This window comes from Roseibium sp. (genome assembly GCF_965233565.1).
GTDB lineage: Bacteria > Pseudomonadota > Alphaproteobacteria > Rhizobiales > Stappiaceae > Roseibium.
Genome location: NZ_OZ247494.1, coordinates 2044369 through 2060483, shown reverse-complemented (window position 1 = coordinate 2060483; position 16115 = coordinate 2044369). Strand labels below are relative to the sequence as shown.

The 16115-nt window shown below is 61.3% G+C and carries 13 protein-coding genes; 11 read left to right on the top strand and 2 right to left on the bottom strand.

From position 1 onward, the window contains the following. Positions 1–26: 26 nt before the first annotated feature. The 11 genes from ACO6TG_RS09495 to ACO6TG_RS09445 all read left to right on the top strand — a co-directional run bounded on the left by ACO6TG_RS09495 (position 27) and on the right by ACO6TG_RS09445 (position 12067). Positions 27–791 (top strand): SDR family NAD(P)-dependent oxidoreductase, encoded by a 765-nt coding sequence (locus ACO6TG_RS09495; protein ID WP_422377955.1) that lies wholly within the window; start codon positions 27–29, stop codon positions 789–791. A gap of 10 nt (positions 792–801) precedes the next feature. Next, positions 802–1569: a crotonase/enoyl-CoA hydratase family protein gene (locus tag ACO6TG_RS09490; protein WP_422377954.1), complete on the top strand. Its 768-nt coding sequence runs from the start codon at positions 802–804 to the stop codon at positions 1567–1569. Between the two features lie 4 nt (positions 1570–1573). Next, positions 1574–2059 (top strand): MarR family winged helix-turn-helix transcriptional regulator, encoded by a 486-nt coding sequence (locus ACO6TG_RS09485; RefSeq protein ID WP_422377953.1) that lies wholly within the window; start codon positions 1574–1576, stop codon positions 2057–2059. A gap of 22 nt (positions 2060–2081) precedes the next feature. Further along, complete coding sequence (locus ACO6TG_RS09480; protein ID WP_422377952.1) at positions 2082–3896, top strand: feruloyl-CoA synthase; 1815 nt, start codon at positions 2082–2084, stop codon at positions 3894–3896. A gap of 12 nt (positions 3897–3908) precedes the next feature. Beyond that, the gene (locus ACO6TG_RS09475) at positions 3909–4781 is read left to right on the top strand and encodes an amidohydrolase family protein (RefSeq protein ID WP_422377951.1); all 873 of its coding nucleotides are present in this window, start codon (positions 3909–3911) and stop codon (positions 4779–4781) included. Positions 4782–4986: 205 nt separating this feature from the next. Further along, positions 4987–6561, top strand: a complete 1575-nt coding sequence (locus ACO6TG_RS09470) for an acyl-CoA dehydrogenase family protein (RefSeq protein ID WP_422377950.1) — start codon at positions 4987–4989, stop codon at positions 6559–6561. Positions 6562–7353: 792 nt separating this feature from the next. Next, positions 7354–8256, top strand: a complete 903-nt coding sequence (locus ACO6TG_RS09465; protein ID WP_422377949.1) for a LysR family transcriptional regulator — start codon at positions 7354–7356, stop codon at positions 8254–8256. 74 nt (positions 8257–8330) lie between these two features. Next, positions 8331–9158, top strand: a complete 828-nt coding sequence (locus ACO6TG_RS09460) for a putative hydro-lyase (protein ID WP_422377948.1) — start codon at positions 8331–8333, stop codon at positions 9156–9158. Between the two features lie 21 nt (positions 9159–9179). Next, entirely contained in the window at positions 9180–10217 is a 1038-nt protein-coding gene (locus ACO6TG_RS09455; protein ID WP_422377947.1) for a TRAP transporter substrate-binding protein, read from the top strand. Positions 10218–10235: 18 nt separating this feature from the next. Further along, positions 10236–10784 (top strand): TRAP transporter small permease subunit, encoded by a 549-nt coding sequence (locus tag ACO6TG_RS09450; RefSeq protein ID WP_094072168.1) that lies wholly within the window; start codon positions 10236–10238, stop codon positions 10782–10784. After that, positions 10784–12067 carry a TRAP transporter large permease gene (locus ACO6TG_RS09445; RefSeq protein WP_422377946.1) on the top strand — a complete coding sequence of 428 codons (1284 nt, stop codon included), beginning with the start codon at positions 10784–10786 and terminating at the stop codon, positions 12065–12067. The genes ACO6TG_RS09450 and ACO6TG_RS09445 overlap by 1 nt, the downstream gene beginning before the upstream one ends. A gap of 79 nt (positions 12068–12146) precedes the next feature. Here ACO6TG_RS09445 and ACO6TG_RS09440 read toward each other — a convergent pair whose 3' ends face one another. Together ACO6TG_RS09440 and ACO6TG_RS09435 are read right to left on the bottom strand one after the other, a co-directional pair. Next, a complete protein-coding gene (locus tag ACO6TG_RS09440) occupies positions 12147–14336 on the bottom strand; it encodes a hypothetical protein (protein WP_422377945.1) in 2190 nt (729 codons plus the stop codon). An 8-nt stretch (positions 14337–14344) separates the two neighbouring features. Beyond that, a complete protein-coding gene (locus tag ACO6TG_RS09435; RefSeq protein WP_422377944.1) occupies positions 14345–16078 on the bottom strand; it encodes a tetratricopeptide repeat protein in 1734 nt (577 codons plus the stop codon). Positions 16079–16115: the final 37 nt, after the last annotated feature.

The window sequence follows — 16115 nt, the reverse complement described above, 5'->3', positions numbered from 1 at the left end:
ATGAATACTAAAATGGAGACGAGGCAATGAAACTGGCGCAGAGCAGGGTTCTGGTGACAGGCGCGGGCAGTGGCCTGGGCGCGCAGACCGCGCGCCATTTCGCCGGGCAGGGCGCCGAAACTGTCCTGCTGGATTATGACATTGACAAGGCCCGGCAGGTCGCCGACGAGATTGGCGGGCAGGCCGTTCAGGCCGATGTCAGCGATGAGGCTGCGGTCGGCCGGGCCCTCGATGAGGCCACTGCACATCTGGGCGGTGCCCCGCGCGTGATTGTCAACTGCGCAGGGGTCGGCTTTGCGGCACGGATCGTCGGGCGGGAAGGCAAGCTCTCCTTCGACACGTTTGAAAAGACATTGAAGGTCAATCTATTCGGCACGTTCAACGTCATGAGCCATGCCGCCAGGCGTTTGCTGTACGAAGACCCGGCGGAGACCGGTGAGCGCGGTGTGATCATCAATACGGCGTCCGTTGCCTTCGAGGAGGGCCAGCTCGGACAGGCGGCCTATTCGGCCTCCAAGGGTGGGATTGCGGCGATGTGCCTGCCGGCAGCACGTGAATTCGCCCAGCATGGTATTCGCGTCATGGCGATTGCACCGGGCCTTTTCCGGACGCCGATGATGGAAGGCCTGCCGGAAGAGGTCTCCGCGAAGATCACCGCCAACATTCCGTTCCCGCCGCGTCTTGGCGAGCCGGACGAATTTGCGCGTCTTGCAGAACACATCGTGAGCAATCCGTTCCTGAACGGAACAACCATCCGGCTGGACGGCGCCGTGCGCCTGCCACCGCGCTGAGGAAGAGCAGATGACGGACGACATCCTGACCATCGAGATTGACGACGGCGTCGCGACGCTGACCATGAACCGGCCGGACAAGCGCAACGCCATGTGCGATGCCCTGCTGGACAAGATTGACGGCTTTTTCTCCAAACCGCCTGTCGATGTGAAAGCTGTGGTCCTGACGGGAACGGCCGGCCATTTCTGCTCCGGCCTCGATCTGAGCGAGCATGTCGCCCGCGATGCGGAAGGCACGATGCGGCATTCGCGCGGCTGGCACGAGGTGATGGACCGGATCCAGTTCGGCGGCCTGCCTGTTGTCTCCGCAATGTTCGGTGCGGTGATCGGCGGCGGCCTGGAACTGGCCTCGGCCACCCATGTGCGGGTCGCGGAGCCGAGCGCCTTCTTTCAGTTGCCGGAGGGTCGGCGCGGGATCTTTGTCGGGGGTGGGGCGTCCGTCCGGATCGGCCGCATTCTGGGGCCTGATCGGATGACGGAAATGATGCTGACAGGTCGCAAGTACAGCGCCGAGGAGGGCTTGGCTCTCGGTCTGACACATTACACGGCTGGCGAAGGCGAGGCGCTGGCAAAGGCACGGGAGCTGGCCCGCAAGATCGCCTCGAACGCGCCGCTTTCCAACTACATCATGATCCAGGCGCTTGCCCGGATCGGCGACATGTCCAAGGCCGACGGCCTGTTCACGGAAAGCCTGTGCGCTGCAATCACGCAAACCAGCCCGGATGCGCTGGAAGGCCTTGCAGCCTTCCTTGAAAAGCGCAGCCCGACTTTCCGGTGATGTCATGAAGACACCAGCCCTCAAACCGGATGTCCAGACTGGCACTGTCAGCGTCAGCGACAGCACTCTGCGGTCTTTATATGGCTATCAGATCAAGCGTGCCTTCAATGTGATCCAGTCCGACCTGAACCGCACCCTGAAGCCGTTCGAGCTTCGCATGATCACCTATACGGCGCTGGTGCTGATCGTCGACAATCCTGGCTTGCGCCAGTCGCAGCTGGCTGCAGCGATGGATGTCGAGCGTCCGAACCTGGTTGTCATCATCGACGAGCTGGAACGGCGGGAGCTGATTGTTCGGGACAAGTTGCCGAGCGATCGCCGCGCCTATGCGCTGAAGGCAACGCTCGCCGGTCGGCAGCTTTACGAAAAGGCCGTTGCCGCGGTTCAGGTCCATGAAGATCGCCTGGTGCAAGGCATCACGCCCGAGGCGCTCAAGGGGGCCATGAAGGTGATGCAGCTGATTGAAGCCAATCGGCGCAGGGAGACCTGAGATGGCTTTGGGAGGAGGTGTCATGCAACACGCAGCTGATTATCAGGTTCACTCCGTCGACCGGGAGATGCGTGCGGATGGTTCGATCCTGCTGAGGTCGAACCAAGTTCTGTCGGAGGCTGCCGAACGCACCGGCGACTGGCTGCATCAATGGGCAGAGACGGCGCCGGATCGTGTGTTCCTGGCCGAACGCAGCGGTGCCGGATGGCGCGCGGAAAGCTACGCCGCGATGCTGGAAAAGGTCCGTGCCGTCGGTGCGTCCCTGCTGGCGCGGGGGCTGGACGGTTCGACACCGATCCTGGTGATGTCGGGCAATGGTGTCGATCACGGCATCCTGGCCCTTGCGGCGCAGTATGTCGGCGTGCCCACCGTGCCGGTGGCCGAGCAATATGCGCTGGTACATGGGGCCCACGGCCGGCTGCGCGAGGTGATCGGACTGGTCCGGCCGCGCCTAGCCTATGTGGTCGATGCCGAGCAGTTTGGCGAGGCGCTTGATCTGGAGGCGCTGCAGTCTGTCGAGATTGTCTCCAGTCGGCCGGGCGCGCGCACTGTCACACCCTTCTCTGATCTGCTGAAAGGCGATGGCGGCATTGATGTCGACAAGGCCTTTGCCGAAGTCACGCCGGAGACGGTCGGCAAGATCCTGATGACGTCCGGGTCCACGTCCAGCCCGAAAGGGGTTTTGACGACGCACCGGATGATGTGCGTCAACCAGGCACAGCTTGGCGACGCGCTGCCGTTCCTGCGCAAGCGTCCGCCCGTGATCGTCGACTGGCTGCCCTGGAACCATGTCTTCGGCGGGTCGCACAATTTCAACATGATGCTGGCAAATGGCGGCAGCCTCTATATTGACGACGGCAAACCGATCAAGGGTCTGTTCGAGCGCACGGTCGAAAACCTGGGCCTCAAGACCGGGACACTGGCCTTCAATGTGCCGCTCGGCTTCGGCATGTTGCTGAAGGCCCTTGAGGCTGATCGCGACCTGCAGAAGCGCTTTTTCGAAGATCTCGACCTGATCTTCTATGCCGGAGCGTCGCTGCCCCAGGACGTCTGGGAAGGGTTCAAGAAGATGGCGCTGGAGATCAAGGGAGAGGTGCCCCTGATGACCTCTTCCTGGGGACTGACGGAAACAGCACCATCTGCGATGATGCAGCAGGAGCCGGCCCCGCGCTCCGGCATTGTGGGCGTGCCGCTCAACGGGGTCACGGTCAAGCTGATCCCGGATGAGGACCTGCGCTGCGAGGTCCGGGTGAAGGGCGCCAATGTCATGCCGGGCTATTTCAACGACCCCGACAAGACCAGCGCCGCCTTCGACGAGGAGGGGTTCTTCATCACCGGCGATGCCATGGTGTTTCTGGACAAGAACGATCCGAACAAGGGGATGCGTTTCGACGGCCGGATTTCCGAGGATTTCAAACTTCAATCGGGCACCTGGGTGCGCGCGGCGCAATTGAAACTCGACTTGCTCACCCGCCTCGCTCCCCTGGCTGCCGATCTTGTTGTCACGGGCGCGGACCGCAAGGAGATCGGCGTGATGATCTTCCCGAACCTCGCGGAACTGACAAGGGAAGGATTTGATCTTGCCGAAGCGGAGGGCGCCTATCTCTGCAAGCTGTTGCAGGGCGAAATCCATCGACGCCTGACTGAGCGGGCCCGCGAGATCAGCGGCAGTTCGACACGTGTCTCCCGCGCCCTTGTGCTCGCCGAACCGGCCTCGATGCCGGACGGTGAAATGACGGCAAAGGGCAATCTCAACATTCGCAAGGTCCTGGCGCGCCGCGCTGCGCTTCTGGACCGGCTTTACACCGACGATGACCCGGCTGTGGTCCGGATTTGAGGAGCGTTTGAAATGGTTGATATCACCAAGGTTCGCGCCATCGACATTCACACCCATGCGGAAGAACCCTGTGGCTGTCATTCCGACGACGGCTATGACGATCTGCAGGCGACGATGGCGCAGTATTTCCGCGCGCCCTGGAGCCATCCGCCGACAGTGCCGGAGACGGCGCAGCACTACCGCGAGCAGAACATTGCCGCGGTGATCTTTCCGGTCGATGCGGAGCGCGAGACCGGGTACCGCCGCTACAAGAACGAAGAGGTCGCTGAACTTGCGGCCGAGAATGACGACGTTCTCATTCCCTTTGCCTCCATCGATCCGCACAAGGGCAAGATGGGCGCGCGCGAGGCCCGTCGGCTGATCAGCGAATTCGGTATCAAGGGTTTCAAGTTTCACCCGACCATGCAGGGGTTCTACCCGAATGACCGGATGGCCTACGAACTTTACGAGGCGATTGCCGAGGCGGGCGCCATTGCGCTCTTCCATACGGGCCAGACCGGGGTCGGCAGCGGCATGCGCGGCGGCAACGGCATGCGGCTCAAATACTCCAATCCCATGTACATGGATGATGTCGCCGTCGACTTTCCGGACATGAAGATCATCCTGGCGCATCCGTCCTTCCCCTGGCAGGAAGAAGCGCTGGCGGTCGCCCAGCACAAGCCGAATGTGTATATCGATCTGTCCGGATGGTCACCGAAATACTTTCCGGAAATCCTGGTCAAATACTGCAATTCGATCCTGAAGAAGAAAGTGCTGTTCGGCTCTGACTGGCCGATGATCACGCCGGAGCGCTGGCTGGCCGATTTCGAGAAGATCAACATCAAGGACGAGCTGCGCCCGGACATCATCAAGGGTAATGCCGCGCGGCTTCTGGGGCTGGAATGAGGGGGGGATCCGGCTTCGTTCACTTTGCCTGCTACGGGCGCTTCCTGAGCAGGGCTAACAGGTCCGAGTCGATGAGTTTGCCTCCTGTTCCCGAGTGTGTGGCCGACCCTTCGAGACGGGCTGTCGCCCTCCTCAGGATGAGGCCGGTGGGGCGAAAGAAGTCGATTTCGCTTAAGTCGGCACACAGCCCGTTCGAGGTGCGTCCATGAAACCCTTCTCCGCCCCGCTCGACGACATCCTGTTTTCGCTGGAGCATGTTGCCGGCGCCCCGGTCTTGCCGCACTGGGACAAGGATCTTGCCGCCGAAATCGGCGCGCATTTCGCCGCCTTTGCAGAAGGACAACTGGCACCGCTGAATGAACCGGGCGACCGGCAGGGTTGTCGGCTGGAAAACGGGCGTGTGCGCATGCCGGACGGATTCGTCGAGGCCTATGCCGCCTATGCCGAACAGGGCTGGCCAGGGCTGACCGTGCCCGAGGCCTTTGGCGGGCAGGGGCTGGATGCGACGGTTCTGGCCATCACCTCGGAGATCTTTTCCGGGGCCAATCACAGCCTGCAGATGGTCACCGGGTTGGTGCCCGGCGCCGTGAGCACGCTTTTGAACTTCGGCACGGAAGACCAGCAGGCGCGCTACCTGCCGGAATTCGCGTCGGGCGCAACACTGGCGACCATGTGTCTGACCGAGCCGGAGGCCGGCTCCGACCTGTCGCGCATCCGCTGCCGGGCCGAGCCGGCTGGCGCAATCTGGACCATCACCGGCGAGAAGATCTTCATCTCCGGGGGCGACCAGGACATGAGCGAAAAGATCCTTCACCTGGTGCTGGCGCGAACGTCCGATGACGGGCTCAAGGGGTTGTCGCTGTTCCTTTGTCCGGGCACGCTGGGAGATGGCTGCCGCAATCATGTGTCGGTCACCCGGATCGAGGACAAGATGGGACTGCATGCCTCGCCGACCTGCCAACTCAGTTTCGAGGCTGCCGAAGCGGAGCTGGTTGGCGAAGAGGGCGACGGGCTGAAGGCCATGTTCACGATCATGAACCATGCCCGTGTCGATGTGGCATTGCAGGGTGTTGCCCATGCCGCCCGCGCAGGTGACATCTCGCGCAGTTATGCCGCGGAGCGGGTGCAGGGACGCGATGCCGATGGTGCGGCCGTGACCCTTGACGGACATGCGGACGTAAGGCGCATGCTCGACGAGATCGATACACTGGCACTGGGCGGACGTTCCCTTGCCCATCTGACGCTGGTCACGATTGAAGAGGGAAAAGACCCGGCGCTCGCGGAGTTTCTGAAGCCGGTTGCAAAGGTCTATTGCACCCAGGCCGGTATGCGCGCCACGGAGCTCGGCATTCAAGTGCTGGGCGGCTACGGGTATCTCAAGGAATATCATCTGGAACAGGCCTATCGCGACGCGCGGATAGCCGCGATCTATGAAGGCGCCAACGGCATACACGAGCGTGCTGTCGCAACGCGATTGCTTTCCGGGGAAGCGGGCCGGGCTTTCACAGCTTACCTGAAAAGAAGCTGCGCCGATCCTGGCCTGGCGTGTCCCCAGCTGTTGAATGTGTTGCGCGTCTGGGAGACGGCACGGGATCAGGTGCTGGCAAGCGAACATCCGGCGGAACTGGCCCACGGATTCATGAAGGTGACCTGCGATACGCTTCTGCCGGTCCTGTGGGCGCGCATGGCGGTGACGGCGGACCATCATCCGGACCCGGCGCGGATCAGGCGTCTGGCGGAGCAAGTTCTGGCACCGAAGGGGGTGTTGTCGGCGGCGTGAGCGGAAGTTCGATGACTTTCTGTTTTCGTCATGCCATGGCTCGACCCACTGCTGTCCGGTTTAAGTCGACCCAGTTTCAACAGATCATTGATTCATCGTCGATATTTACGCTTCTTCCAATCCTGGATACGCAGCGCCTTACCGCTTGTTCCAGTCTCCCCCCTGGAGGGGGAGTTGTCCGGGAACCGGACAGAGGGGGGGCACAGCGGTTCCTCGAATTCGGAAAAGGCCTTGTATGCGGGGAGGTCGAGCCCCCCCTCTGTCTCCTGACGGAGACATCTCCCCCTCCAGGGGGGAGACTGGAACAAGCAGCAAAGCCTATATACGGTCAGATGCATCTGCTTAACCGGACAGCAGTGGGCTTGACCATGGGATCCACGCCGCTTCTTTTCTATTTGCGACGCCTTTCTGAAAGACAGGGTCACGGTATGGATGGATTGCCGGATCACGTCCGGCAATGACGAAGGTGATGAAAGGGTGTTGACGGAAGTGCCGAACCGGCAAATCGGAGGCAAGTTCACCACATTGTCGGTGTCAGCCCGGGCGACCGAGGGGAGACCCGGGGTCCACTCATTTCCAGAGCTGGTGCAGGTTTCAGAGAGCTTCATGAAACGTACCAGATCCTCGGGAAGCTGACTTGCGAGCAGGTCCCGGATCTCCGCTGCGCTGCGTCCGGGGTGACACGTTATGGGTGGCTGACGTTTTGGTTTGAGCGGTGTTGCGGGGCACTCACCCTTCCCATTCCCCGCCAGCTGACGCATGCTGGCCAAAAGAAAACAAAAGGCTTTCCGGATGCATCCGCTCAATCTCGATCAGCTGAGAGCGTTTCTGGCCGTTGTCCGCCACGGCGGGGTCAACAAGGCGGCGCATATTCTTCATCTCACCCAGCCTGCGGTGACCTCGCGTCTGAAGCGCCTTGAGGAGACACTGGGAACCGAACTGTTTGAACGGTCTCCCGGCCGACTGAAACTGACCAAGCGCGGCGAATTGCTGCAAACCTTCGCCGAACAGTTCGAGCGCCTCTCCGACAAGGTGGAGGAGACCGTTGTCGCGAAGGAAGGCATTGACCGGCACCTGCGCATCGGTGCGTCGGAAACCATTGCCCAATGCTGGCTGCCGGACCTGGTGGCGGAGTTGCGGAGCGAATATCCGAACCTGATCGTGGAAATCAATGTCGATATCTCGGTCAATCTGAGAGCGGCCCTGATGGATCGCGAGATCGACCTGGCACTGCTGCTCGGGCCGGTTTCGGAATACTCGGTCGACAATGTCGAACTGCCCGGATTTGAGCTTGCCTGGTATGTACAGACAGGCACCGGAACAGAAGACGGTGCGGCCTTGCTCAGGGAAAAGCCGGTGATCACCTATGCCCGGCACACGCGGCCCTATCGGGAGTTGAAAACACTGTTGCAGGAAAGGGTCGCGACAGACGTGCAGTTGTTTCCTTCATCGTCCCTCTCCGCGTGTTTCCGCCTGGTCGAGGCCGGGCTGGGCGTGGCAGCCCTGCCAAAGGTACTGGCGCAGCCCTATGTGGAGGCTGGCCGGATTGAGGAATTTGCCCCTGGATGGGTGCCGGACGCGTTGAGGTTCTCGGCCAGCTATCTTGGCGATCCGCGCAGTCATGTTGTTGCGGCTGCCGCTCAAAAGGCGCGCGCGGTTGCCGACGCCTATTCAGGTTATAAAGATCCTTTATAGTTTTTCTTAAAAAACTTCAATTTGAGTTTATAGCTCCGGTGCGGGACGTTTCTCTGAATGGAGGAGTAAGCCCCGTGTTGCAGAGTTATGATGCCCTTCGGCTGGAACCGATCGACGCAGTCCGCGCACAGATCAGAAGCGGCGGTTACACCGCGCACACGGCCGGCCTCGGGCGCAATCTCCTGCAGGCCAATCTGGCCATCATTCCCGAACAATATGCGCTTGATTTCATGCGCTTTTGCCAGCGTAATCCCAAGCCCTGTCCGCTGATCGGCGCGTCCGATACCGGCAACCCGATCCTGTTCACCCTTGGCCGGAACATCGACATCCGCACCGATGTGCCGGCCTACAATATCTATCGGAATGGCCAGCTGGACCGCTCGGTGACGGAGCTTGTCGACCTGTGGTCAAACGATCTGGTGGCCTTTGCGCTCGGCTGCTCCTTCACCTTTGAACACGCGCTGATCGAGGCGGGTATCGATCTCTGGCACATTACCAACAATGTCACCGTGCCGATGTTTCGCTCCAGCCTGGAAACCATTCCGGCGGGTCCTTTTCGCGGGCCGATGGTCGTCTCCATGCGCATGGTCCCGAATGAGCGGGTCGAGGAAGCCATCGCGATTTCGGCACGTTTTCCGCTGGCACACGGGGCTCCCGTGCATGCCGGCGACCCCGCCGTCATCGGTATCTCCAACCTCCAGGAACCGGATTGGGGGGACAGGGTGCCGGTGCCGGCGGGGCATACGCCGGTGTTCTGGGCCTGCGGGGTCACGCCCCAGGCCGTCATACAACAGGCCGCGCTGCCGCTGCTGATCACGCACAAACCCGGTCACATGCTGATCACGGACATCCCGGACACGGCTGAAATTCCAATCATAACAAGCAATAACGTGCCAAAATAAAACCTTCACGGAGTGGAACCAATGAAAAAGATCCTGCTTTCCCTCATGGCCTCGGCGGCCGTTTCTTCCCCGGCGCTCGCCGAAGAGCTTTCGGTGGTCGGCAGCTGGTCCAGCCTGCCGCTGCACAAGGAATACGAGGCCCCCTTCTGGCAGAACAAGCTGCCGGAGGCCTCGGGCGGCGCCATCACCACCAATGTCACGACCCACAACCAGATGAACCTTGGGGTCGGCGAAGTCTTTCGTCTGCTGGGCCAGGGCGTCTTTGACGTCGGCATGACCGTCGGGGACTACGCGGTTGCCGATGCGCCGGAGCTGGAAGGTCTGGATGTGCCGCTGGTTGCCATGAGTGCGGACAAGGCTCAGCAGGCGGTCGAAGCCGCCCGGCCGATGGTCGAGGAGATCTTTGAAAAGCGCTTCAATGCCAAGGTTCTGGCCATCGCGCCCTATCCGCCGCAAGTTGTTTTCTGTAACGCCGAAATCGACTCGCTCGAAGACCTGAAAGGCAAGAAGATCCGGGCGTCCGGGCGCATGACCGCCAAATTCCTCGAGGCGCTCGGAGCCGAGGGCATCACCGTTTCCTTTTCCGAGGTGCCAGGTGCGCTGCAGAAGGGCGTGGTCGACTGCGCCGTGACCGGCGCCGGCTCCGGCTACAGCGCCGGCTGGTGGGAGGTCTCCACCCATCTGCTGCCGATCCCGCTGGGCGGTTGGGACCCGGTGGTGACCGCGATCAATCTCGACAAGTGGAACTCCCTCAGCGATGAGACCAGGTCCCTGATCGAAACCGAAATTGCCACCCAGTTCGAGGCACCGGCCTGGGCGACGGCCGAAGGCGCCCTTGCCAACGACATTGCCTGCCTGACCGGCAAGGGCGATTGCGCCTCCGGCGACAAGCGCAACATGGTGCTTGTCGAAGCCAGCGACGGTGACATCGAGCGGGCTCGCGAGATCCTGCAGAGCCAGGTTCTGCCGGAATGGGCAGAGCGTGCCGGTGGCGACTGGGCTGCCCGCTGGAACGACAGCGTCGGCCAGGTCGTCGGCGTCTCGATTGCGACCAACTAACGGACAGGAGAGGTCGAGGTGGCGGAGTTGCTCTTATCAATCCTGGCGCGGATCAACCGGGCAATCGCGATTGCCGTCGGTGTGGTGTTTCTCACCTGCGCGGGGCTTGTTCTCATTGATATCGTGCTCCGCCAGCTCGGCGCATCCATCGGCGGAACCGACGAGATTTCCGGTTATGTGATGGCGATCGGCACAGCCTGGGGCATGGCCTACGGTCTGACGGAACTGTCTCATATCCGGATCGATTTCCTGCGCCGATCGGTCGGTCTGCCGAAATGGCGGGCGGTGCTGGATCTTCTGTCGATCTTTACACTCGCGAGCACGATCTCCGTGGTCGCACTGAAATGCTGGCCGGTGGTGGAAACCACCTTGCGCAACAATTCCACGGCAAACACACCCCTGGAAACCCCGCTGATGCTGGTGCAACTGCCCTGGTTTGCCGGTTGGGTGTGGTTTGCGACTGCGGCCTGGCTCACCTTCGTTGCCGCGCTGGCCCTGATCGTGAAAGGCGAATTCACCAAGTCCGAACAGGCCATTGGTGCATTTCCGGAAGGGGAGGTCGCCTGATGCTGTCCTTTGTCTCCATCGGCCTGCTCGGCCTTTTGACCCTGTCCATCCCGGTCGGCATCGTGCTTTTCCTGCTCGGCTTTGGCGTCGACCAGTTCTTCAGCCCCTTTCCGCTGACGCGCGGTCTCGGGTCCATGGTCTGGTCGACCTCGGAAAACGCGGCGCTGATCGCCATTCCGTTCTTTGTGCTCTTGGGTGAAATCCTGGTGCGCACAGGGATTGCGGCCCGGACCTATTCCGCGCTGGATCGCTGGGTATCCTGGCTGCCGGGCGGGCTTGTGCATGCCAATGTGGCAACAGCCACCATGTTCTCCGCAACGTCCGGCTCGTCCGTGGCAACGGCAGCCACGGTGGCAACGGTTGCCATGCCGCAGGCCGACCGGCTCGGCTACGATCCGAAACTCTTCTCCGGCGCCATTGCCGCCGGTGGCACGCTCGGCATCATGATCCCGCCGTCGATCAACCTGATCGTCTACGGCTTTCTCACCCAGACCTCGATCCCGCAGCTGTTCCTCGCCGGACTGGTGCCGGGGATATTGCTGGCACTCGGCTTCATCGTGGTGACGGCCCTTGTGTGCATGGTCCGGCCGCAACTTGGTGGGGCACGGCGCACCTTTCCGATCGTGGAAATGCTGCGCGGCCTGGCGGACCTGCTGCCGATCATCCTCCTGTTCAGTGCCATCATCGGCTCGATCTACAAGGGATGGGCGACCCCGACCGAAGCAGCCTCCGTCGGGGTCGCCGGGGCGCTGGGGATCGCGGCCCTGTTCGGCGGCCTCAACCTGCGCATGATCTATGAAGCGATTCTGGGCACGGTGAAGGTCACCTCGATGATCATGCTGGTGGTGATCGGCGCGTCCTTCCTCAACTTCACACTGTCCGCCGCTGGCCTGTCCGGTGAGTTGCGCGGGTTCCTGGAAGGGCTCGGGCTCAATCCGCTGGCAACGCTGCTTGTCATCGTCGCGATGTATATCGTGCTCGGCTTCTTCATCGAGACGCTGTCGCTGATGGTGATCACGATCCCGATCGTCGTGCCGATCGTCATCGCCCTTGGTTACGACCCGATCTGGTTTGGCATCCTGATGATCGTGCTGATCGAGATGGCGCTGATCACACCGCCGGTCGGCCTCAACCTGTTCGTGGTCCAGGGCGCGCGCCGGGGCGGATCCATCGCCGAGGTCATGCTGGGGGCAACGCCTTATGTGCTGGCCATGCTGGCCATGGTGGTCGCACTGATCGCAGCGCCGGAAATCGCGCTCTATCTGCCAGCTGCCATGCGTTAGCGAACATCACCCTTTCTCCCCAGACCCTTGCCGGCCGCGCAGCCCTCTGCCCGGCCGGTCCTTTTTCAGGCCAGGCATGTCAATTGGCCGGTGCCGCGCTGGCAATGAGGGCATCGATGGCCTTGCGGGTCCCCGGACCGATGACGCCGTCAATGCCGCTCTGGTAAAGGCCCTCGTCTGCAAGCACCCGTTGGAACTCAAGACGAAGCGGTTTGGGCCAGTCCTTGAAGGACGTGGTTACGTGATCGTGCAGGTAGCGGTCTCCCCGGCGGAGGCCAGCTGCCAGGAAGGCAGCCACTTCGGGTGCTTCCAGTCCTTTTTCCTCCGGATCGTAGAGCCCGATCAGCATACGCACGGAATTGGCGTTGCCGGTGCTGGCAGCCATCCTGTGACCGTTGATCTCCCTGAAGCGTTTTTCGCTGTCATCCAGTTCTTCTTCCGCGAGCCATTTCGACAGGGCTTCGCGGGCGGTCGGGCCGATCTTGCCGAGAGCATCATCGCGTGCCCTTGCCAGCCGCTTGCGCGTTTCCGGCGAGAGCCAGACCGCGTCTTCGGGCAGAATGCGATCAAGGGATTTGATCGCCAGCCGCGCTTCTCCCCATTGCGCGGCTGAATAAGCGAGCGAGTCGATGATGCATTCCGCGTTGGTGTCCGAGCTGCAGTATTCCGTGTTCAAAGCATTTTCGACGGCTTTGGCGACGCTTTCCGTCGCGCCCCAGCCGAATTTGTAGCTGCCGGCCGCCTTGCGCCACTCTTCGACCAACCGTTTGTGGTCCTCGGAGGCCGGTTGCCAGCCACCCCGGGTTTTGTGGTCCCTGGAAGATGCGATCTCTCGCACCCGCGCAGCCTCCTCGGTTTCGCCAGCCTCCTCCAGCTGAACGGCCAGTTCCCGCAGCATCGGAGGCAGGTCAGTGGCCACCGTGCCTTTCAGGATCAGGTTTTCTGCGTCTGCAAACTTGTTCTGGCGCATCAGATGCCGTGCAGCGACCTTGACGGTTCGGCTGAAATGGTTGTCGATGGACTGGTACCAGGTGTCCCATTCTTCGTCGTCACGCGTTTCCAGCGTGGCCAGCGCCTTGCTGGTATTGCCGGACAGGATGTGCAGCATAAGATCGGTCATGCGGCTGTAGTCGGTTTCGTCGTTGGACAGGTTGATCACCTGTTTCCGGGCACGGCTGATACCGTCGCGGTTGCCGATTGGCAGTGAAAGCCTGGCCACGGCGACCGAATTGTTCCATTCGCCAAGCGGATTGAACGGGTTGCCGCCATTGTCGCGTATGACTTTCAAAGCCTTCCTGGATTGGGAAAGTGCCGCCAGGGCTTCATGGCTGTCCGGTTTGCGCCGCAGGATCTGCCTGGCAAGGGGTTGCCAGTCTTCGGGGGGACGGAAGGTGAGTATCGCCTCCCGAAGCTCGATTTCCTTGAAGTAGAGATAGTCGCTGTTCCATTGCCGGTGAGCGAAATAGGGATCCTTACTGTTCTCGGCCAGGGACAGGCGGACCAGATCGGAGACGGTGTATTTGTCGTCGGTCAAGAGCTCCTTCGGCAGCTTCTCCAGCATGGTCAGGGTGGCTGCCGGAAAAAAGTCAGCCAGCACATCCAGTGCTGCGACAAGGTCGTCGAGATAGTCCTCCGGATCGTCAAAGTCGGAATAGGCCTCGACAAGCCCGACGAGGTCGCCGACATCGGCAAGGTTATCACGCAGTCTTTCCGAAGCGCTGCCGGGATCATAGTCATAGGAATGTGTTTCGCTGTTCTGGCGCGCGAGTTCCCTGGCCTCAGCCGCGATCTCCTCGTTCCCCACCTGATCCGCGTTTCTGGCGATCGTATCGAAGAGGTCCGTCTTTTTCGGTTCCGAATAGTCGTTTTCAGGCGGCACATCCGGGAACTCCCGGGCCGCTGCGATTGCCCTGCGAAAGAGATCCGTCTCGTTTGCAAGCAGTTGTTCGTCCAGCCGGGAGATTTCCTTGGCAATGGCATCTGCGTTCGTGGCCTCCGGCACCATGACCAGATAAAGCCGGAACAGCAGGGCTGCCTTGATGGTGTTGCCGTTTCGGGCGTTGGCCAATGCGTAGTTGAAGACAACGCCCGGATTGGCTTCCGTTTCCGAATTGACCAGGCCGATCACTTCAACCGCTTTTTCGAAATCGCCAGCCCTGGCGGCGTCCAGGCCTCTTTGATATTCCGCCTTCCAGTCCCTGAGGTCCGCCCAAGCCGGCTGGCAAAAAGCGGCACAAGCCGCCGCAAACAGGATCAAGAACCGTTTCATCACGACACCTATTGTTGGGCCTGGACGATTTCCTCTGCAGTCTCGAACGGATCAGTCATGAATTCCGCCCAGGCGGCATATTCCGCCGCATTCAGCCGGTCCCGGATGATCTTCCAGGGCGGGCGAAGGTTCGGGTCGTGGCGGACCAGAACATTCGCGTCGTGGCGGGTCTCCTTCAGGTTGCGCCAGGTGTCTTCCAGACGGTTTTCAAATTCCGACAGAAGAAAGACCTCACCTGTCGGCGTGTACTCTCCGGCCAGGCCGATCGCGTGATAATAGGCAAAGGTTGCGGCATCGTCGTCCAGCAGTGCGCTTGGGCTTAGATGGTCGATGGCGCCTTGATAGTCGCCCGTGCCCATCTTGATAAAGGCCTCGGTCAAGGTCTGTATGTCGGAGCCGGTGTCGGCCCGTTCCAGGACCCGTTCCCTGAAGTCGTCCCAGGCTGCGAGGCCCTCGACATATTGCAGCGCTGCACGCCGGTCGGGGTCGGCGCCTGGATCGGAATAGAGCGAACGGGCCTGCATCAATCGTTCGCGGTCGTCGTCGCTCAGAAGATCATAAGCTTCGCTGTTCAGGAGCGAGGCATATTCTCCGACATAATGCAGGGGATCCGGCGGCGGACAGATCAGCTTGCCGCAATTCTGGTTCCAGTCGAGATAGAGGTCTGCCTGGGCGAGACCGGAGACAATGCCGTAGGCTTCCAGCGCGGACGGATCATCGGGATCTATCTGGTAACTTGCCGCGAGAAAATCGGCTGCCGTCTGGTAGTCACCTTCCATCCAGGCATTGATGCCCTTCTTGTAACGGGCATTGCCCAGTTTGGAGATGGCCAGATGACCCTGGTGCAATCCTTTCAGATAGAGCAGCGCATCGCGTGCGGCTCTGTCATCCGGGTTGTCCCGAAGTGTTTTTTCCAGTTCCCTGATGCTCTCCGCCCAGTCGCCCCGGCCGGCCTCCAGCGCATCCAGGAGATGGTTGGCCTTCCGGCTGGGCATGATGGCGTCGGCGTCAAGAAAACTCAGTCCCGTGTCGGAGGAGAGGGCCCGCGCATCAGAGGAGGCTTTTGTCGCGGCGGCTTCGATCCTGCTCTGGCTCTGCCCAGCCTCCCTTTGCAGTTCGGCAAGCGCCGAGAATTTGCTGCGGCTTGATTCCAGGTTCGACCGCATGCCGCTGAGCGAGGTGTCCGATCCGACATCGGTGCAATCATCGTCATAGCCGCAGAGTTCCAGCGCTTCGTCATAGTAGCTGACCGCAGCGGCGTAGTCCTTGTCCGCCTCGGCCTTGTCGGCATTGGCAAGCGCCATGTTCCAGCGATGAACCTTGCAGCTGCCGCCTGCCTTCTGGCAATAATCCAGTGCAGCCGAGCAATGGTTGATCAGCGTCTTGATGCGCTCATCGTTGAAATAGAGAACGTCGAAGGCTTCCAGGCACTTTTCGTTTTCCTGCGTGGCCTTGCGGCGCCAGTTTGCAATCTGCTTCTGCCGCCGGATCTTCTTCCTCTGGCTGGCGCTTGGGCGCATCTTGCGCGGCCCGGTGCTGGGCTGCGTCTTGGAGCGCTTCATCTCTTCGTGCTGATAGCTGTAGGAGCCGCCACCGCTGTAGTCATAGTCGTCATAGGTCGGAGGTGTGTAGGTGTCGCAAAAGGCGACGCAGACCCCGCCGCCAACATCCGGAACCTGAGCCCATGCGGGCAAGGACCAGGCGAAGATCACGGCCGCCGTCAGGCCCATATGCCGAAGCACGTTTGCGAAAGAGTATCCCTGATTTTTGCGCGGATCT

What these genes read in the sequence shown, in the direction of transcription:
- ACO6TG_RS09495 (WP_422377955.1), top strand. Translation starts at nt 27, where the DNA reads ATGAAACTGGCGCAGAGCAGGGTTCTGGTGACAGGCGCGGGCAGTGGC.
- ACO6TG_RS09490 (WP_422377954.1), top strand. Translation starts at nt 802, where the DNA reads ATGACGGACGACATCCTGACCATCGAGATTGACGACGGCGTCGCGACG.
- ACO6TG_RS09485 (WP_422377953.1), top strand. Translation starts at nt 1,574, where the DNA reads ATGAAGACACCAGCCCTCAAACCGGATGTCCAGACTGGCACTGTCAGC.
- ACO6TG_RS09480 (WP_422377952.1), top strand. Translation starts at nt 2,082, where the DNA reads ATGCAACACGCAGCTGATTATCAGGTTCACTCCGTCGACCGGGAGATG.
- ACO6TG_RS09475 (WP_422377951.1), top strand. Translation starts at nt 3,909, where the DNA reads ATGGTTGATATCACCAAGGTTCGCGCCATCGACATTCACACCCATGCG.
- ACO6TG_RS09470 (WP_422377950.1), top strand. Translation starts at nt 4,987, where the DNA reads ATGAAACCCTTCTCCGCCCCGCTCGACGACATCCTGTTTTCGCTGGAG.
- ACO6TG_RS09465 (WP_422377949.1), top strand. Translation starts at nt 7,354, where the DNA reads ATGCATCCGCTCAATCTCGATCAGCTGAGAGCGTTTCTGGCCGTTGTC.
- ACO6TG_RS09455 (WP_422377947.1), top strand. Translation starts at nt 9,180, where the DNA reads ATGAAAAAGATCCTGCTTTCCCTCATGGCCTCGGCGGCCGTTTCTTCC.
- ACO6TG_RS09445 (WP_422377946.1), top strand. Translation starts at nt 10,784, where the DNA reads ATGCTGTCCTTTGTCTCCATCGGCCTGCTCGGCCTTTTGACCCTGTCC.
- ACO6TG_RS09440 (WP_422377945.1), bottom strand. Translation starts at nt 14,336, where the DNA reads ATGAAACGGTTCTTGATCCTGTTTGCGGCGGCTTGTGCCGCTTTTTGC.